At 74.9% G+C, this 17,737-nt stretch carries 16 protein-coding genes and 2 pseudogenes; 13 read left to right on the top strand and 5 right to left on the bottom strand.

Annotation, left to right across the window (positions count from 1 at the left end; genetic code table 11):
• The first annotated feature begins 99 nt into the window (after window positions 1-99).
• From HOP40_RS05985 to HOP40_RS05965, 5 genes are all read left to right on the top strand, one after another.
• Complete coding sequence (locus HOP40_RS05985; RefSeq protein ID WP_338053071.1) at window positions 100-834, top strand: mycofactocin-coupled SDR family oxidoreductase; 735 nt, start codon at window positions 100-102, stop codon at window positions 832-834.
• Entirely contained in the window at window positions 831-1,592 is a 762-nt protein-coding gene (locus HOP40_RS05980) for an SDR family NAD(P)-dependent oxidoreductase (RefSeq protein WP_172155425.1), read from the top strand. Before HOP40_RS05985 ends, HOP40_RS05980 begins: the two co-directional genes overlap by 4 nt.
• A gap of 66 nt (window positions 1,593-1,658) precedes the next feature.
• On the top strand, window positions 1,659-2,342 hold the full coding sequence (locus HOP40_RS05975) for a TetR/AcrR family transcriptional regulator (protein WP_172155423.1): 684 nt from the start codon (window positions 1,659-1,661) through the stop codon (window positions 2,340-2,342).
• A 28-nt stretch (window positions 2,343-2,370) separates the two neighbouring features.
• Window positions 2,371-3,201 carry an SDR family NAD(P)-dependent oxidoreductase gene (locus tag HOP40_RS05970; RefSeq protein ID WP_205347099.1) on the top strand — a complete coding sequence of 277 codons (831 nt, stop codon included), beginning with the start codon at window positions 2,371-2,373 and terminating at the stop codon, window positions 3,199-3,201.
• Window positions 3,201-4,256 carry an MBL fold metallo-hydrolase gene (locus HOP40_RS05965; RefSeq protein WP_172155421.1) on the top strand — a complete coding sequence of 352 codons (1,056 nt, stop codon included), beginning with the start codon at window positions 3,201-3,203 and terminating at the stop codon, window positions 4,254-4,256. Before HOP40_RS05970 ends, HOP40_RS05965 begins: the two co-directional genes overlap by 1 nt.
• A 284-nt stretch (window positions 4,257-4,540) precedes the next feature.
• Here HOP40_RS05965 and HOP40_RS05960 read toward each other — a convergent pair.
• Window positions 4,541-5,762 (bottom strand): annotated as a pseudogene (locus HOP40_RS05960) (IS110 family RNA-guided transposase).
• Window positions 5,763-6,080: 318 nt separating this feature from the next.
• Entirely contained in the window at window positions 6,081-7,877 is a 1,797-nt protein-coding gene (locus HOP40_RS05955; RefSeq protein ID WP_172155419.1) for an acetyl/propionyl/methylcrotonyl-CoA carboxylase subunit alpha, read from the bottom strand.
• Between the two features lie 154 nt (window positions 7,878-8,031).
• On the opposite strand from HOP40_RS05955, the pseudogene HOP40_RS36715 reads away from it, so the two are divergent.
• The 7 genes and pseudogenes from HOP40_RS36715 (at window position 8,032) to HOP40_RS05915 (ending at window position 14,653) form a co-directional block, all read left to right on the top strand.
• Window positions 8,032-9,557, top strand: a pseudogene (locus HOP40_RS36715) (acyl-CoA carboxylase subunit beta).
• Entirely contained in the window at window positions 9,554-10,363 is an 810-nt protein-coding gene (locus HOP40_RS05940) for an enoyl-CoA hydratase/isomerase family protein (protein WP_172155415.1), read from the top strand. Before HOP40_RS36715 ends, HOP40_RS05940 begins: the two are co-directional and overlap by 4 nt.
• Window positions 10,363-11,136 carry an ester cyclase gene (locus HOP40_RS05935; protein ID WP_172155413.1) on the top strand — a complete coding sequence of 258 codons (774 nt, stop codon included), beginning with the start codon at window positions 10,363-10,365 and terminating at the stop codon, window positions 11,134-11,136. The genes HOP40_RS05940 and HOP40_RS05935 overlap by 1 nt, the downstream gene beginning before the upstream one ends.
• Window positions 11,133-12,083, top strand: a complete 951-nt coding sequence (locus HOP40_RS05930; protein ID WP_240157538.1) for an LLM class flavin-dependent oxidoreductase — start codon at window positions 11,133-11,135, stop codon at window positions 12,081-12,083. The genes HOP40_RS05935 and HOP40_RS05930 overlap by 4 nt, the downstream gene beginning before the upstream one ends.
• Complete coding sequence (locus tag HOP40_RS05925) at window positions 12,070-13,302, top strand: cytochrome P450 (protein ID WP_172155411.1); 1,233 nt, start codon at window positions 12,070-12,072, stop codon at window positions 13,300-13,302. The genes HOP40_RS05930 and HOP40_RS05925 overlap by 14 nt, the downstream gene beginning before the upstream one ends.
• Window positions 13,303-13,310: 8 nt before the next feature.
• Complete coding sequence (locus tag HOP40_RS05920) at window positions 13,311-13,502, top strand: ferredoxin (RefSeq protein WP_205347098.1); 192 nt, start codon at window positions 13,311-13,313, stop codon at window positions 13,500-13,502.
• The gene (locus HOP40_RS05915) at window positions 13,502-14,653 is read left to right on the top strand and encodes an acyl-CoA dehydrogenase family protein (RefSeq protein WP_172155407.1); all 1,152 of its coding nucleotides are present in this window, start codon (window positions 13,502-13,504) and stop codon (window positions 14,651-14,653) included. The genes HOP40_RS05920 and HOP40_RS05915 overlap by 1 nt, the downstream gene beginning before the upstream one ends.
• Before the next feature lie 7 nt (window positions 14,654-14,660).
• Here the strand turns inward: HOP40_RS05915 and HOP40_RS05910 are convergent, their stop codons facing one another.
• Window positions 14,661-15,080 carry a VOC family protein gene (locus tag HOP40_RS05910; RefSeq protein ID WP_172155405.1) on the bottom strand — a complete coding sequence of 140 codons (420 nt, stop codon included), beginning with the start codon at window positions 15,078-15,080 and terminating at the stop codon, window positions 14,661-14,663.
• Window positions 15,081-15,182: 102 nt separating this feature from the next.
• On the opposite strand from HOP40_RS05910, the gene HOP40_RS05905 reads away from it, so the two are divergent.
• On the top strand, window positions 15,183-15,755 hold the full coding sequence (locus HOP40_RS05905) for a CGNR zinc finger domain-containing protein (protein WP_172155403.1): 573 nt from the start codon (window positions 15,183-15,185) through the stop codon (window positions 15,753-15,755).
• A 1-nt stretch (window position 15,756) separates the two neighbouring features.
• Here the strand turns inward: HOP40_RS05905 and HOP40_RS05900 are convergent, their stop codons facing one another.
• Window positions 15,757-16,251: an SCO family protein gene (locus HOP40_RS05900; RefSeq protein ID WP_172155401.1), complete on the bottom strand. Its 495-nt coding sequence runs from the start codon at window positions 16,249-16,251 to the stop codon at window positions 15,757-15,759.
• Entirely contained in the window at window positions 16,248-17,720 is a 1,473-nt protein-coding gene (locus tag HOP40_RS05895) for a linalool dehydratase/isomerase domain-containing protein (RefSeq protein WP_205347097.1), read from the bottom strand. Before HOP40_RS05895 ends, HOP40_RS05900 begins: the two co-directional genes overlap by 4 nt.
• Between the last annotated feature and the right edge of the window lie 17 nt (window positions 17,721-17,737).

Raw genomic sequence — 17,737 nt, 5'->3', positions numbered from 1 at the left:
ATGGCCGGACGGGTGCAGGGCAAGGTCGCCTTCATCACCGGGGCCGCACGGGGACAGGGGCGCAGCCACGCGGTGCGCCTCGCGTAGGAGGGCGCGGACATCATCGCGATCGACTCCTGCGCGCCCATCAGCACGGTCGACGAGTACCCCCTGCCCACCGAGGAGGACCTGGCCGAGACGGTGGCCGAGGTCGAGCGGCTCGACCGGCGGATCCTCGCCCGCCGGGCCGACGTGCGGGACGCGACGGCCCTGACGGCGGTGCTCGAGGAGGGCGCGGCCGAGCTCGGCGGCGTCGACATCGTCGTGGCGAACGCGGGCATCGCGAGCTACGGGCTGTCCTGGGAGCTCACCGACGAGATGTGGAAGGAGATGCTCGACATCAACCTCACCGGCGTCTGGCAGACGGCGAAGGCCGCGGTGCCGCACCTGCGCACGCGCGGCGGCGGGTCGATGGTCTTCACCAGCTCGATCGGCGGGCTCAAGGGCATCCAGCACGTCGCGCACTACGTGTCGGCCAAGCACGGCATCGTCGGGCTGATGCGCACCATGGCCAACGAGCTGGCGCCCTACGGCATCCGGGTCAACACGGTGCACCCCACGAACGTCGACACGCACATGATCCAGAACCCGGGCACGTGGGGCATGTTCGCGCCCGACGAGCCCGAGCCGACGCAGGAGATGGCGATGCCGGGCTTCATGTCCCTCAACGCCCTGCCGGTGCCGTGGATCGAGTCGGTCGACATCAGCAACGCGGTGCTGTTCCTGTCCAGCGACGAGGCCCGCTACATCACCGGGGTCACCCTGCCGGTCGACGCCGGCGCGGCGGTCCGGTGAAGGTCGCGGGGGCGGTCGGGATCGTCACCGGCGGCGCGTCGGGCCTCGGCGCGGGCACCGCCCGCATGCTCGTGGAGCGCGGGGCGCGGGTCGGCGTGCTGGACCTGCCGTCGTCGGACGGGGCCGGGCTCGCGGCCGAGCTGGGCGACGCCGCGCTGTTCGTGCCGGCCGACGTCGCCGACGCCGCGCAGGTGGAGTCGGCCGTCGGGGAGGTCGCCGCCCACTTCGGCCGGATCGACGTCTGCGTCAACGCGGCCGGCATCAGCCCGGCCGCGCGGGTGCTCTCGCGCAAGGGGCAGCTGCACCCGCTGGACGTCTTCCGGAAGACCGTGGAGATCAACCTCGTCGGCACCTTCGACGTCCTGCGCCACGCCGTCGCCGCGATGGCCCGCAACGAACCCGGGCCCGACGGCGAGCGGGGCCTGATCGTCAACGTGTCCTCGGCCGCGGCGCTGGAGGGGCAGGCGGGCCAGGCGGCCTACGCGGCGTCGAAGGGCGGGATCGTGGCGCTGACCCTGCCCCTGGCTCGCGACCTCGCGATCTGGGGCGTCCGCGTGATGACCGTCTGCCCGGGGATCATGGACACCGGCATGCTCGCCGGGGCGGGCGAGGAGCGCCGGGCCGCGCTGATGGACCTGCACGTGTTCCCCAAGCGGCTCGGGCGTCCCGCCGACTTCGCCCACCTGGTGGCGAGCTTCATGGAGAACGAGCTGCTCAACGGCGAGGTCGTCCGGCTCGACGCGGCGACCCGCCTCTGATCGGGGGCGATCTACCAAACGGTAGACTGGATCGATCCGATCAGGACCTGAGGGGATGTGGCGCGGATGCGGCAGCCGGCGGGCAGGAGTGTGCGGCGCTCCGGGGGTGAGCGCAAGCCCCGGGAGGAGCGGTGGGCCGAGCTGATCGACGTCGCCACCCAGGTGTTCTACGAGAAGGGCTACGACGGCGCCTCGCTGCAGGACATCGCCGACCGGCTCGGGATGCTCAAGGGCAGCCTCTACTACTACATCCAGTCGAAGGAGGACCTCCTCTTCGACGTCATCAGCACCGTCCACCGCGACGGGCTCGCCGTCGTGCGCGCGTGCGCCGACCGGCCGGGTGACGCGCTGGAGCGGCTGGAGGGCGTGATCCTCGGCCACGTCGAGCACACCTGCCGCAACCTCGTCCCGACCGCGGTGTTCCTGCACGAGCTGTCCTCCCTCCCGGAGGAGCGCTCCCGCGAGGTGCTGGGAAGCGAGCACGCCTACCAGGGCGTGTTCCGCGACCTCATCGAGCAGGCGCAGCGCGACGGGCTGGTCCGGCCCGACGTCGAGCCGCGGCTGGCCGCGCTGTCCGTGCTGGGCTCGACGAACTGGGTGTACCGCTGGTTCCGCCCGGGCGGCACGTTCCCGCCGGAGGCGATCGGCGCGCAGTTCGCCGACATGGCCATCCGTGGCATCGCTACCGAGGAGGCGCTGGCGGCCCGGGCCGGGCGCCGCGCCGCGCTCACCGCGGCGGCCGGCAGCTGAGCCGGCCCCACCGACCACCAGGAGACCCGTGTCCGACCCCCGCACCGCTCCCGACCGCGCCGCACTCCCGCTGAGCGGCCGGACCGCCCTGGTGACGGGGGGATCCCGCGGGGTCGGCCGCGCCGTCGCGCTGCGGCTGGCCGCCGACGGTGCCGCCGTCGCCGTGAACTACCGGCGCGACGCCGACGCGGCCGCCGAGGCCGTGGCCGCGATCGAGGCGGCGGGCGGCACGGCCCGCGCCTACCGCGCGCCCGTCGACGACCCCGACGCGGTCGCCGCGCTGCCCGCGCTGGTCCGCGCCGACCTCGGCCCGGTCGACCTGCTGGTCAGCAACGCCGGCACGGCCAGCCGCGGCACCGCCGTCGCCGACACGGCCGACGAGGAGTACCTGCGGCTCCTGCGGGTGCACGTGCTCGGCCCGCTCGCGCTGGTCCGGGCGCTGCTGCCGGACCTGCGGGCGGCGGGGCGGGCCGACGTCGTCGTGGTCTCCAGCGCGATCGTGGACGCGGCACCGCCGGGCGGCGCGGCCTACACGATGGCGAAGGCCGCGCTGGAGGCGGCGGCCCGCACGCTGGCCCGCGAGGAGCGCGCCCACGGGCTGCGCGTCAACATCGTCGCGCCGGGGCTGGTCGCCACCGACATGGGGGAGCGCCTGGTCGCGGCCACCGCGGGCGGGGCCACCCTGGCCGAGCTGGACGCGAGCTACCCCTTCGGCCGGGTCGCGCGGCCGGAGGACGTCGCCGGGGTGGTGGCGTTCCTCGCCTCCGCCGACGCCGGCTACGTCACCGGGCAGCGGCTGCTCGTCGACGGCGGCGGGCCGGACTCCCGGATCGTGGCGGCGTCCGGGGGTGGGCGCTGATGCGCGCCGGAGCGCTGCGCGTGCAGGCCGAGGACCCCGAGCGGCTCTGGAGCGACCCGGGCGTCTACGCCGTGGCGCCGGGCGTGCACCGGATCCCGCTCCCGCTGCCGGGCGACGCGCTCAAGGCCGTCAACGTCTACGCCCTCGACCTCGACGCCGACGGCGGCACGCTGCTCGTCGACGCCGGCCAGATGCGCAGCGGCGCCGACGCGCTGCTCGCCGCGGGCCTGGCGGCGCTGGACCGCAGGCCGGCCGACGTCCGCACCGTGCTCGTCACCCACGTCCACCGCGACCACTACACGCTCGCCGTCGAGCTGCGCCGCGAGCACGGCACGGCTGTGGCCCTCGGCGCGGGGGAGCGCGAGTCGCTGCACGTGGCGGCCGGACCGACGCACGCGCTGGCGCCCCAGCTCGAGGCGCTGCGCCGGTGCGGCGCCGACGCGCTGGTCCGCGAGCTGTCGGAGCTCGACGGCCGCGACGGCATGCCGCGCGACATCTGGGAGGAGCCCGACGACTGGCTGGCCGACGGCGCGGTGCTGGCGGCGGGCGAGCGCGAGCTGCGGGCGGTCGAGACCCCGGGCCACACCACCGGCCACCTCGTCTACCACGACGAGCCCGGCGCGCTGCTGTTCGCCGGCGACCACGTCCTGCCCCACATCACGCCGTCGATCGGGTTCGAGGCGGTGCGGGCCCCGCACCCGCTGCGCGACTACCTCGGGTCGCTGCGCCGGGTCCGCGCGATGCCCGACGCGAGGCTGCTGCCCGCGCACGGCCGGGTCACCCCGAGCGCGCACGCCCGCATCGACGAGCTGCTCGGGCACCACGACGCCCGGCTGGCCGCCACCGAGCGGGCCGTCGCGTCGGGCCGGGACACCGCGGCCGCCGTCGCCGACGGACTGACCTGGACCCGCCGGGAGCGGGCGCTGACCGAGCTCGACGCGTTCAACCGGATGCTCGCGGTGCTGGAGACGGAGTCCCACCTGGACCTGCTCGCGCTCCAGGGCCGGCTGGTCGTGGAGCAGGTCGACGGGGTCGGGCACCACCGGACGCCGTGACGCGGGCGCCCCGCGCCCCCCGCCCCCGCGCGCCCACAGCCCCGCGCGCCCACAGCCCCCCGCGCCGCCCCCACCGGGTGACAGTGGAGTGGCTTTACTGCCACTGGGCGCCAGTAGAGCCACTCCACTGCCACGGGCGGCGGCGGTGGGCGGGCGGGCAAGGGTGGGGCGGGCGAGCATCCCTCATCGGTGACAGTGGAGTGGCTTTACTGCCACTGGGCGCCAGTAAAGCCACTTCACTGTCACGGAGGGCGGGGGGCGGGGGGGGTGTCTCTATGGGGTTGTCAAGCGGCGGCGGGCGCCGGGCGAGGCTCCGAGGACGTTGGCGGTGCGTAGGGCGTGCGGTCGCGGAGCATGGCGTAGATGACGTCGGTGCGGCGGCGGGCGAGGCAGATCAATGCGGCGTTGTGCCGCTTGCCTTGGGCTCGTTTGCGGTCGTAGTAGGCGCGGCTTGTCGGGTCGGCGAGGCTGGCGAACGCCGACAAGAACAGCGCGGACTTCAGGGCGTGGTTCCCGCGCTGGGAGCGGGTCTCGCCCTTGATCGAGGTCCCGGATCTGCGGGTGACGGGAGCGAGGCCGGCGTAGGCGGCGAGGTGCCCGGCGGTGGGGGAACGCGGCGCCGTCCCCGACGATGGTGAGGATCTTGAGGGCGGTCCTGAACCCGAGGCCGGGCATCGAGATCAGGACCTCGGCAAGAGGGTGGGCCTCCAGGCGGGACTCGAGCTCGGCGGCCAATGTGTCGCGCTCGGCGCGGACCTCCCGCAGTTGGGTGGCGACGCCGACGATGACGCGGCCGAACGCGGTGGTGCCGGGGACGACGACGGTCTGGGCGTCGAGCGCGGCGAGGATCTGCGCGGGCAGGGTCTTGGCCAGCCGCGGCGAGCGAGGGCGCATCGCGGCGGTGATGCCGTCCTCGCCGAGCTGGCGCAGCGCGTCGGGTGTGGGGGGGCGGCGGCGAGCAGGTCGAGTACCCCCGCCGCGGTCCATACGGGGTCCGAGCAGGCGTTCCAGCGCGGGATGGACGTGCAGCAGGGCGTCGCGCAGGCGGTTGATGAGCCGGGTGGACTGAGCGGCGAGGTCGTCGTCGTAGCCGGCGAGCACGGTGAGTTCGGCGAGGATCTCGTCGTCGGTGCCGACCCGGCGCAGGGTGTGGGGCATGGTGCGGGCTGCGTCGGCGATGACGTAGGCGTCACGGGCGTCGGTCTTGCCCTGTCCGGGGTGCAGGTCGGCGATGCGGCGCATCGCCAACCCGGGCAGGTAGGCGACCTCGATCCCCAGTGACCGGGCGACCGCGACGGCCAGGGCACCGATCGAGGCGGGCTGATCGACGACCACCAGCACCCGTCCGTGCACGGACAGCTGCTGGAAGATTTCGGCCAGCGCGGTCTCGTCGTTGGGCAGCGGCTTGTCGTGCAGCCGCTGCCCGGTCGGGTCCAGCGCGCAGGCGTGGTGCACCGATTTGCCTACGTCGAGCCCGCAGAACACGGTGAAGTCGTGCTCGGGGATCTTGTCGGACTTCGACAACGACGCCTCCTTAGCCGCTGGGGCAGGCCGACCCGGGCACCCGCGCCGGCAGCCACGTTACGAGCAGACCACGCGAGCGGGTCAGGTCTCTATCAGCGGTCGTTGGCGCCCTCCGACCACGGTGACAACACCCCCCAGATCATCGACGACAGGGGCGACAAGTCATGCCGTGACCGGTGGCCTGCAAGCCCTCATCGGGCTTGATCAAGAAGGTAACGGGGGCGCGTGGGCGGGCGGGGCGCGGGTGCGCGGGCGAGGGGGTGCGCGGGCGAGGGGGCGCGCGCGGGCGCGGGCGGGCGGTCAGGTGGTGAAGCGCACCAGCGGCTTCCCCGCGGCGACCGGGTCGCCCGGGGCCACCAGCACCTCCTGCACCGTGCCGGCGACGTCGGAGCGCACCTCGATCTCCATCTTCATCGCCTCGAGCACCGCGAGGACCTCGCCCACCCCGACCTCCTGACCGGCCACGACCGCCACCGCGACCACGGTGGCGTCCATCGGCGCGACCGGCGGCGCCCCGGGCCCGGACACGACCGCGTCGGCGCCGGACCCCGACCGGGAGGGCCGGGCGGCGGGCGCCGCGCCGGGACCGGCCGGTCGGGCCAGGCCGGGCACCGCGACCTCCACGGGGCCCCGGTCGGTCGCGATCCGCACCCGGCGGACCGGGACGGTGCCGGCCGTCGCCGGTGCGGCGGGGGCCGGCGCGGTGGCGGCCGGGCGGTCGGCCGGGTCGGGCGCCCAGTCCCGGGCCACCGACCCGGTGTCGTGGGTGCCGGCCGCGAAGGACTCCGTGGCGAGCACGCCGCGCAGGTAGGGCGCGGTGGTCGGGACGCCGACCACCCGCAGCTCGTCGAGGGCGCCGATCAGCCGGCGCCGGGCGAGGTCCCGGTCCCCGCCCCAGGCGAGCACCTTGGCGAACATCGAGTCGTACTCGGCCGCGACCGCGTCGCCGGACTCGATCCCGGTGTCGCAGCGCAGCCACGGGCCGTGGGGCAGGGCGAGCTCGTGCACCGGCCCCGGCGCCGGGCGGAAGGACTCCCACGGGTCCTCGGCCGCGATGCGGGCCTGCACCGCGTGCCCGTCGAGGCGGACGTCGTCCTGGGTGAACCACAGCGCCTCGCCCGCGGCGATCCGCAGCTGCGCCGCCACCAGGTCGATCCCGGTGACCATCTCGGTGACGCCGTGCTCGACCTGCAGGCGGGTGTTCATCTCCAGGAAGAAGAACTCGCCGGTGGCGGGCAGCACCAGGAACTCGACGGTGCCCGCGCCGCGGTAGCCGACGGAGCGGGTGACGCGCAGTGCGGCGTCGTGCAGCGCGGCCCGCAGGTGCGGCGCGAGGCCGGGCGCGGGGGCCTCCTCGATCAGCTTCTGGTGGCGGCGCTGCACCGAGCAGTCGCGGTCGCCGAGGTGGACCACGGTCCCGTGAGCGTCGGCGAGCACCTGGACCTCGACGTGGCGGGGCCGGTCCAGGTAGCGCTCCAGGTGCACCTCGGCCCGGCCGAACGCGGCGTCCGCCTCGCGGCCGGCCGCGGCGATCGCGTCGGCGAGCCCGCCCGCGTCCTGGACGACCCGCATCCCGCGGCCCCCGCCGCCGAACGACGCCTTGACGACCACCGGCCAGCCGAGCCCCTCCGCGAGCGCGGTGGCGCCGGGGAGGTCGGCGGGATCGAGCGTGCCGTCGCTGCCCGGCGCGACCGGGACCCCGCAGCCCGTGGCGACCGCCCGCGCGGCCACCTTGTCGCCCATCCGCGCGACGACGTCGGCGGGCGGCCCGACGAACACCAGCCCCGCGGCCTCGACCGCCGCGGCGAACCCGGCGTCCTCGGAGAGCATGCCGTAGCCGGGGTGGACCGCGTCGGCGCCGGACGCCTTCGCCGCCGCCAGCACCGCGTCGACGTCGAGGTAGGAACGCCTGGCCGGAGCGGGGCCGATGCGGTGCGCCTCGTCGGCGAGCCGCACGTGCAGCGCCCCGGCGTCGACGTCGGAGTGGACCGCCACCGAGCGCAGCCCCAGCTCGCGGCAGGACCGGATGACGCGGACCGCGATCTCGCCGCGGTTGGCGACCAGGACGGTCGCGATGGGCTGCTCGATCCGCTGCATTGGCGGTCCTCTCTCGGCGGGGCGTCGACCCTCGTGCGGTACTGTCTACCAATCGGCCGTCTGGTAGTCTAGCGTCGCCCCGATCGTCCCCCATCCCCGCGCACACGGAGGTCACGTGACCGTCGAGAGCGTTGACACGCGACCGGCCGCCTCGATGGCGGACAGGATCGCCGAACTCCGCGAGCGCCGCGAGCGTTCGCTGGAGATGGGTGGGCCCGAGGGCCTGCGCCGGCACCGCGAGTCCGGCAGGCTGCCCGTCCGCGAGCGCATCGACATGCTGGTCGACCCCGGCTCGTGGTTCGAGATCGGCGCGCTGGCCCTGCCGGAGCTGCGGACCGCCAAGCACATCCCGGGCGACGCGGTCGTCACCGGCTTCGGCCTGCTCGACGGCAGACGGATCGGCGTGATCGGCATCGACGCGAGCGTGGTCGCCGGCACCACGGCCCCGGTCAGCATGCGCAAGCAGGGCCGGCTCATCGAGCACGCGCAGCGCCACGGCTTCCCGCTCGTGCTGCTCTGCGACGCCGACGGCGGGCGCATGCCCGACGTCTCGGGCTGGCGGTTCTCCGGGCTGCCGCTGGACTTCACCTCGTTCCTCAAGCCGCCGCCCGGTGAGCCGGTCGTCCCGCGCGCCGCGGCGGTCCTCGGTCCGTCCTACGGCGACTCCGCCCTGCACGCCTCCACGGCGCACTTCGTGGTGATGCTCCGGTCGGCCTCGCTCGCGCTCTCCGGGCCGTCCGTGGTCGAGCCCGCGATCGGCGAGAAGGTCACCGACGCCGAGCTGGGCGGGCCGCAGGCGGCCACCGAGGCCGGCAACGCCCACCTCGTCGTGGAGTCCGAGGCCGACGCGATGGACGCGATCGCGGCGTTCCTGTCCTACCTGCCGCCCAACTCGTCGCAGCCGGCCCCGACGGCACCGCCGCTCCCGCCCGCCCGCGACCCCGCCGATCTCGCGTCGATCGTGCCGCTCGGGTCCCGGGCCGGCTACGACGTGCGCGACGTCTTCGCCTGCCTCGCCGACGAGGCCAGCATCCTGCCCTGGGCCGACGGCTGGGGCGGGTCGGTCCTCTGCGCGCTGGCGCGGATCGAGGGCCGCCCGGTCGGCCTGGTCGGCAACCAGCCGATCGTGCGCGCGGGGGCGCTGGACCCCGCCGCGCTGGCCAAGGAGCGCACGTTCGTCCAGATGTGCGACACGTTCGGCCTCCCGCTGGTGTTCCTGCACGACGTCCCGGGGCTGATGATCGGCACCCAGGCCGAGCGCGGGGGCATCCTGCACGGCTACGAGGCGCTGGTCTCCCAGATCGCCGAGGCGCGGGTGCCGAAGGTGGGCGTGGTCCTGCGCAAGGCCTACGGCGGCGGGCACTTCGGATGGGCGGGCGGCCGACCCGGCCGGACTTCCTCTACGCCTGGCCCTCCGCCGAGCTCGGGTTCATGGCCCCCGAGACCGGCATCCGCACGATCCACCGCCGCCGCCTCGAGAAGGTCCTGGCCGAGCAGGGCCCGGCCGCGCACGCGGCGCTGGTCGAGGAGCTCACGGCGGAGTGGATCAGCGAGGCCGAGCCGTGGGAGGCCGCGGCGAACCTCTCGCTCGACGACGTCATCGAGCCGGCGCAGACCCGCGCCGTCATCGCCACGAGCATCGACATCGCGAGCCACGGACGCACCGGGGGGATCCGGTGACCACGACGGCAGCGGTCGACCGGCACGACGGCGCGGCGCCGCCGAACCTGCGCTGCGAGACCGACGGGCCGGTCGCCGTGATCACGATCGACGCGCCGGAGAAGCTCAACGCGATGGGTCGCACCTTCTGGCCCGAGCTGCGCGAGGCCCTGGCCGCGCTGGAGGCCGACGGCAGCACCCGCGCCGTCGTGATCACCGGCGCGGGCGACCGGGCGTTCTCCGCGGGCGGGGACATCACGAGCTTCGCCGCGCTGGCCGACGTCACCGCGCAGCGCGCGTTCCAGCAGGACTGCATGCGCACCTTCGCGGCGGTGGAGGAGTGCCCGCTGCCGGTGATCGCCGCCGTCAACGGCTACGCGATGGGCGGCGGGTGCGAGCTCGCCCTCGCCTGCGACATCGTCGTCGCCGCCGACACGGCCACGTTCGGCATGCCCGAGACCGCCGTCGGGCTGGTCCCCGGCTTCGGCGTGCTGCGCGCGCCGTCGGTGATCGGGCGGCACTGGACCAAGCTGATGATGTTCGCGGGCGAGCGCGTGGACGCCGCGACGGCGCAGCAGATCGGGCTCGCGCAGAAGGTGGTGCCCGCCGCCGAGCTGATGGACGTGGCGCGCGCGCTGGCCGTCCGCGTCGCGGCCGCCGCACCGCTGGCCGTGGCCGCCGGGAAGAGCCTGGTTAACCGGGGCGTCGACCGGGGGGAGTTCGACCACTCCACCGCCGCGCTGACCACGCTGCACGCCACGGCCGACGCGGCCGAGGGCATCGCCGCGTTCGCCGAGAAGCGCGCGCCGGTGTTCGAGGGCCGCTGATGGAGCCCCTCGTCGCGCTCATGCGCCGCTACGTCGTCGACTACACGAACCGGCACGACACGTCGGTGTGCGCCGAGATCATGGAGCCCGACTACGCGCTGCGGATGGGCCCGCACCTCGTCGCCGGGCGCGACGACGCCTACGTCCCGGCCGCGCAGGCGCAGTTCCGCCAGTTCCCGGGCCTCGGCCTCACCGTCCACGAGATCGTCACCAACGGCGACCGGCTCGCCATGCGGTTCTCCGAGCACGGCGCGTCGAGCCGGCACGGCGGCGCGGTCGCGGTGTGGGGCGGGCTCGGCCTCTACCGCTGGAACGGCACCCGGCTCACCGAGAACCTGGTCGAGCAGGACTACCACGCCCGGCGGGTCCAGCTCGCCTCCGGACGGCCCGCCTCCGCGGAGCCACCCGCCCTCGCCCCGTGGGACACCCCGGCGGTGTCGGCCGACCCCGCGGCCGAGGCGGCCGTGCGGGAGTGGATCGACGCGGGCCTGCCCGGCGACGCGGTCCGCTACGACGACGGCAGCGCCGGCCCCGACCTCGACGACGCGCGCACCACCGTCGACGACCTGTTCTCCGCGGGCGACCGGGTCGCCTTCAGGCTCACCCGGACCGGGCGCTACGCCGGCGGCCTCGACGGGGTGGAGCGGACCGGCACCGACGCGACGCTGTCCCTGGTCGGGCTCGTCACCGTCACCGGTGGCCGGGTCACCGACGGCCGCGTCGTCCGGGACCGCCTCGGCTTCGCGCGGGCCCTGGCCGGGGCCCGGACGTGACCCGGATCCGGGTCGGCCTCTACTACGACCTCCGCAACCCCGGCACCGCGCGGCCGTGGCCGCAGGTCTACGCCGACGCGCTGCGCCGGATCGGCGAGGCCGAGCGGCGCGGCGTCGACGCGATCTGGACGAGCGAGCACCACGGGTTCGACGACGGCTACCTGCCGGCGCCGCTGACCTTCGCCGCGGCGATCGCGGCGCGCACCGAGCGCGTGCGGGTCGGGACGGCCGTGGCGGTGGCGCCGCTGACGCACCCACGGGCGCTGGCCGAGCAGGCCGCGGTCGTCGACATCCTCTCCGACGGGCGGCTGGAGCTGGGGCTGGGCGCCGGGTGGCGCGAGCCGGAGTTCGCCGCGGTCGGCGCCGACTTCCGGGGCCGGTACGACGCGCTGGAGAGCGCGATCGGCGACGTCGAGCGGTTCTGGGCCGACGGCACCGCGACCCCGCCGCCGGTGCAGCGCCCGGTGCCCGTCTGGGTGGGGGCGCGCGGCCCGCGCGGCGCGCGCATCGCCGGGCGCACGGGCGCCGGCCTGCTGTGGATCGACCCCGAGCTGCTCGGCCCGTACCGCGAGGGCCTCGCGGCCGGCGGCCACGACCCCGGCGCGGCCCGGATGGGCGGGCTGGTCAACCTGTTCCTCGCCGACGACCCGGACGCCGCCCGCGAGCGGATCCGCCCGTCCGGGCGGCACAACCGCAGCAGCTACTCCGGCAACGACCGCGGCGCGGCCCGCGGCTCCGCCGCGTTCCCGAAGCTCGAGGTGTGCACGGCCGAGCAGGCCGCGGAGCGGATCGCCGAGCGCACCGCCGGGCTGCCCGTCACCGACGTCTTCTGCTTCGCCGACATCGCCGGGCTCGCGCCGGACCTGGTCGACCGGCACGTCGAGCTGGTCGCCGCCGGCCTGCCCCGGCTCCTGCACGAGAGGACGGACGCGCATGCACCTGGATGACGACCTGCTGACGCGGCGGGCCAGCGCCGACCCCTACGCGGTGCTGGCGGCCCTGCGCGAGCACGACCCGGTGCACTGGAGCGACGCGCACCGGGCGTGGCTGCTCACCCGCTACGACGACGTGTCGGCCGCGTTCCAGAACAAGGCGCTGTCCAGCGACCGCGTCCGCCCGCTGCGCGAGGCCCGGCGCTCGTCGGACGCGACCGCGGCGTCGGACCGGGTGCTGGAGCTGCTGTCGGGCTGGATGGTGGTCAACGACCCGCCGGTGCACACCCGGCTGCGCAAGCTGGCCGGCGGGGCGTTCAAGGCCCAGCGCATCTCGGCGATGGGCGAGCAGATCACCGGGCTGGTCGACGGGCTGCTCGACGGGTTCGCCGGCACGGGCGACCTCATCTCCGCGGTCGCCTACCCGCTGCCGGCGACCGTCATCGCGACCATGCTCGGCGCCCCGGTGGCCGACCGCGACCGGTTCCGCGACTGGTCCGACGAGCTCGCGCTGGTGGCGTTCGGCACCGGCGGCACGGCCCGGGCCGACCGTCACGAGCGGGCGCTGCGCGGGCTGCGGGAGATGGACGACTACTTCCGCGGGCTGATCGCGCTGCGCCGCCGCGAGCCGGGCGAGGACATGCTCACGGCGATGATGGCGACCGACGAGGACGGCGACGACCGCCTCGCCGACGACGAGCTCGTCGCGATGTGCGCGCTGCTGCTGTTCGCCGGGCACGAGACCACCACCAACTCGATCGCCAACGCCACGCTGGCGCTGCTGCGCCACCCCGACCAGCTCGACCGGCTCCGGGCCGAGCCGGACCTGCTGGCCCCGGCCGTCGAGGAGCTGCTGCGGTTCGAGGGCCCGATCAAGGTCCTCAACCGCTGGGTCGTGGCCGACACCGAGATCGCCGGGCGCGCGATCTCGCCCGGGCAGCGCGTCCACCTCGTGCTGGCCTCGGCCAACCGCGACGCGACCCGGTTCGCCGATCCCGACCGGCTCGACATCGGTCGCACCCCCAACCCGCACATCGCGTTCGGGAAGGGGATCCACGCCTGCATCGGCGCGCAGCTGGCCCGGATGGAGACCCGGATCGCGCTGGGCCGCATCGTCGAGCGCCTGCCCGGGCTCCGCCTGGCCGGGGAGCCCGAGTGGAAGGACAGCCTCGCATCGCGCTCGCTGGCCGCGCTGCCGGTGGAGCACCGGGCCGGGCAGGCGGCCGCGGTATGAGGATCAGCGTGGACTCCTCGCTCTGCGAGGCGCACAGCCAGTGCTACGTCGTCGACCCGGACCTGTTCCCGCTCGACGACGACGGCTACAGCGCCGTCGGGCAGGACCGGCCGGTGCCGGCGGGCGAGGAGGACGCGGCGCGGCTCGGCGTGTCCGCCTGCCCGGTCGCCGCGCTGCGGGCCGACGACGGGGGAACCTGATGCGCCGCACCCTGTACGAGACCGAGCACGAGGCGTTCCGCGAGTCGTTCCGGCGCTTCCTCGACACCGAGGTGGTGCCGCACCACGAGCGGTGGGCGGCCGCCGGGATCGTCCCCCGGGAGCTCTACACCGCCGCCGGCCGGTCCGGGTTCCTCGGCACGGACGTCCCCGAGGAGTACGGCGGGGGAGGGGTGCGGGACTTCCGGTTCAACGCCGTCGTCGCCGAGGAGGTCATGCGCGGCGGGGCCGCCGCGGCCGGGCTGGGCCTGACCCTGCACAACGACATCTGCCTGCCCTACTTCCTCGCGTTCGCGAACGACGAGCAGAAGCAGCGCTGGCTGCCCGGCATCGTGTCCGGGGAGCTCATCACCGGCATCGCGATGACCGAGCCCGGGACCGGCTCCGACCTCGCGTCGATCGCCACGACCGCGCGGCGCGAGGGCGACGAGTACGTCGTCGACGGGGCGAAGACGTTCATCACCAACGGGATCAACGCGGATCTGATGATCACGGCGGTGAAGACCGACCCCACGCAGAAGCACCGGGGGATGAGCCTGCTGGTGCTGGAGCGGGGGATGGCCGGTTTCGAGCGGGGGCGCAACCTCGACAAGCTCGGCCAGCACGCCCAGGACACCGCGGAGCTGTCGTTCGCCGGCGTCCGGGTGCCGGTGGCGAACCTGCTCGGGTCGGAGGAGGGGCAGGGCTTCACCCAGCTCGTCACGAACCTGCCCCAGGAGCGGCTGTCCATCGGGATCGCCGCGGTGGCCGCCGCGCGCACCGCGCTGGAGCAGACGCTGGAGTACGTGAAGGAGCGGAAGGCCTTCGGGCAGCCGATCGGGTCGTTCCAGAACTCGCGGTTCGTGCTGGCCGAGATCGCCACCGAGGTCGACATCGCCGAGCACTACGTCGACGACTGCGTGCGCGCGCTCAACGCGGGCGAGCTCACCGCTGTCGACGCGTCGAAGGCGAAGTGGTGGTGCACCGAGCTGCAGGGTCGGGCGGTCGACCGGTGCCTGCAGCTGCACGGGGGCTACGGGTACATGAACGAGTACCCGATCGCCCGCGCCTACGCCGACGCCCGGATCACCCGGATCTACGGCGGGACCACCGAGATCATGAAGGAGGTCATCGGCAAGGCGCTGGGCCTGTGACCCGGCGCTACGCCGCGCGGGCGCCGACGACCTCCAGGTAGTGCGGGTTGTGCATGACGCCCAGGACGTTGCCGAACGGGTCGACCACCGACGCGGTGGTGAAGCCCGAGCCGTCGCCGTGCTCGGTGACCGGCTGGTACTCCGTGGCGCCCATCTCCAGCAGGCGGGCGACGGTGCCGGGCAGGTCGTCGACGTGCCAGTGCATGACCGCGCCGCCCGGCGCGCCGGTACCGGGCGGGGCGTAGCGGCGGTCGATGAAGCCGATCTCGTCGCCGTCGTCGCCGATGCGGAACTCGACGTAGGCGGGGGCGGCCGGGGCAGGCGGGTAGGCGTAGTAGGCCTCGGTGTCGAACAGCCGCGCGTACCAGTCGCGGGCGGCGGTGACGTCGTCGGCGTAGAGGTTCAGGGTCGCGAATCCACGGAACATCGGAGGGCTCCTGCCGCTCGGGCGGCCCGGGTGTGACCGCTCACTGAAGTTAGCCGGTCACAGTGTGACCGGTCAACCCCTTTTGCTGGTAACGTCTGCGGCGTGAACCCCCGGCACAACGCCCCCGCGTCGCTGGCGCTCGTCCAGGACCTGGTGAACACCTGGTTCGGCCACCTCTCCGGCGGTGCCGACGACGGCCTGGCCACCCGCGCGGACCTCGCGCGGTTCTGCCGCGAGCACGGCGTCGACGTCGCCGAGGACGACGTCACCGACGACGAGGTGGCGCTCGCGCGGGTCGTCCGCGAGGGGGTGCGCGCGGCGCTGGCCCGCCACGACGACGCCGGACGGGAGCCCGTCGACGGCGAGGCGCTCGCCCGCCTGGCCGCGGTCGCGCCGGACCTGCCGCTGCACGTGGGCCTCGCGGGCGACCCCGCGGCGCTCGTGCCGGTCGGGGGCGGGGTCCGCGGCCTGCTGGCCGACCTGCTCGGCCGCGCGGTCACCGCCGCCGGCGACTGGCCGCGCCTGAAGGTCTGCCGCCACCCCCGCTGCCGGGCCGCGTTCTTCGACCGCTCCCGCAACGGGTCCGGCGTGTGGTGCTCGATGGCCGTCTGCGGGTCGGACACCAAGAAGCGGGCGTTCGTGGAGCGGCGCCGGGCGAGGTCGCAGGCCGGGTGAGCTACCCGGCGAGCAGGCGTCGGAGGTCGTCCGCGATCGTCTCCGCCGTCGCGTGGTCGGGCCAGTGGTGCGCGGGCCGCCCGGCGGCGTCGAGCAGGTAGGTGATCGCGGTGTGCGGCACCTCGTAGCCGTCGGGGGTGTCGCGGCGCCGGGCGAAGACGCGGAACGCGCGCTTGGCGTCGTCGACCTGCTCGGGCGTCCCGGTCAGCCCGGTGAACCGCGGGTGCGACGCGGCGAGGAACGCCGCCAGCACGTCCGGGGTGTCGCGCTCGGGATCGACACTGACGTAGAGCGGCACCAGCGGCGTGGGGCCCGACGTGCGCTCGAGGGCGTCGAGCGCGGCGCCGAGTTTCGCCAGCGCGCGCGGGCACACCACCTTGCAGGCGGTGAACCCGAACTGGACGAGCTGCCAGCGGCCGGCGTAGCTGCCCTCGGTGACCGGGGTGCCGTGGTGGTCGACCAGCGAGTACGTCGCGCGGATGGGCGGGGCGGTCACGGCGCGGCCACCAGGTCGACGGCGGGCCCGTCGGGCACCTCGACCACGAGCGCGTCGCCGTCGCGGCGGCCGGTGACCTCCTGGCCGTCCAGCCGCAGCCGGGTGCCCGGGGCGAGCCGGTCGAGCGTCACGGTGCCGCCGCCGGGCACGGTGCGGTCGCGCCGCAGCCGGGCGTGCAGCACGCCGTCGACGACCTCGGCCCGGCTGACCTCGACGTCCCGCTCGACCTCGACGAGCGCGGGCTCGGCGTGGTGCGCGGCGTCCCACGGGCGGTTGTAGAGGCCCCACAGGCCGTCGGCGACGTTGAGCCGGGCGTAGCCGAGCAGGACGTTGCCCGTCATCGGCTCGATCAGGGTGCGGTGGCCGTCGGCGTCGGTCGGGGTGTCGTTGCGCGGGTAGTGCAGGCCGCCGTCGACCCGCTTCGGGCCCATGAACCGGTCGGCGTGGGCGAGCAGCCCGTCGAGGGTCGCGCGGTCGCCCATCTCCGAGGCCCAGGCCGCGACCCAGCCGGTGTCGCAGGTGTCGGACACGACGGTCTGGCCCATGACCTGCATCGCCGGGGCCGACCGGACCGACAGCGTCCCGTCCGGGCCCGGGACGAGGAAGTCGGCGACCTGGCGGGGGTAGTGCTCGCGGACGAACTCGCGGTTCCACATCGACATCAGGGCGCCGCACCAGGCGTCGACCCAGGGGGACAGGGCGTCGTTGCCGCGCACCGCCCGGCTGTCCTCGGAGACCATCATCGCGTAGTGGCCGCGCTCGTCGAGGCGCCCGAAGTCGGCCCACACCCGCTCGTACCCGGCGACGACCTCCTCGGCGCGGTTCCCTCCGGTGATCAGGTCGTGCAGCCGGAAGCCGAGGATCGCGGGCTGGTTGCAGATCTGGAACACGCAGTTGGGCTCGCAGGCGACGCCGACGTAGCCGTTCTCGACCATCTGCCAGTAGAGGTGGTCGTTGAGGGTGTCGCGGTCGTAGGCGAACACCTTCTCCTGCCCGCCCCAGAAGAACGACCAGTGCCGGAACGAGAGCGAGCCGGGCTCGGCGTAGCGGTCGTCGGCGAAGAGCTGGTCGTGCAGCAGCGCGCACGACTGCACGTACGCCGAGTACATGATGTTGTCGCGGACGACCGGGTCCCACTCCTCGTGCAGCCGGTCGGACAGGTGGGCGTTGAACACCGAGCCACCGCGGGAGACGTCGCGCCAGTACATCCACACGTCGGGCTCGAGCAGCTTCGTGATCAGCCGCTCGATGGTCGGCCGGAACACGCCGGGCGCGGCCGGGAGCCGGTGGCGGTGGGTCAGCGCGAGCCCGTAGACCATGTACGCGAGCTGGAACCGGTAGCTGCCGAAGTCGTCCTCGCCCAGGCCCCGCCCCTGCATGCCCGACCAGTCGTGGGGCAACCGCCGCGACAGGTTGTCCCAGTGCCGCAGGTGCCCGAGCTGGTCGGCGTCCAACGTCGTCGTCGTCACTCCGCGGAACGTACCGA

This window comes from Pseudonocardia broussonetiae (assembly GCF_013155125.1).
In the GTDB taxonomy this organism is placed as follows: Bacteria; Actinomycetota; Actinomycetes; order Mycobacteriales; family Pseudonocardiaceae; genus Pseudonocardia; species Pseudonocardia broussonetiae.
This window is presented reverse-complemented; position numbering and strand designations above follow the sequence as displayed.

Coding starts and splice junctions, on each gene's coding strand:
- HOP40_RS05975 (WP_172155423.1), top strand. CDS start 1,659: ATGCGGCAGCCGGCGGGCAGGAGTGTGCGGCGCTCCGGGGGTGAGCGC.
- HOP40_RS05965 (WP_172155421.1), top strand. CDS start 3,201: ATGCGCGCCGGAGCGCTGCGCGTGCAGGCCGAGGACCCCGAGCGGCTC.
- HOP40_RS05955 (WP_172155419.1), bottom strand. CDS start 7,877: ATGCAGCGGATCGAGCAGCCCATCGCGACCGTCCTGGTCGCCAACCGC.
- HOP40_RS05935 (WP_172155413.1), top strand. CDS start 10,363: ATGGAGCCCCTCGTCGCGCTCATGCGCCGCTACGTCGTCGACTACACG.
- HOP40_RS05925 (WP_172155411.1), top strand. CDS start 12,070: ATGCACCTGGATGACGACCTGCTGACGCGGCGGGCCAGCGCCGACCCC.
- HOP40_RS05915 (WP_172155407.1), top strand. CDS start 13,502: ATGCGCCGCACCCTGTACGAGACCGAGCACGAGGCGTTCCGCGAGTCG.
- HOP40_RS05910 (WP_172155405.1), bottom strand. CDS start 15,080: ATGTTCCGTGGATTCGCGACCCTGAACCTCTACGCCGACGACGTCACC.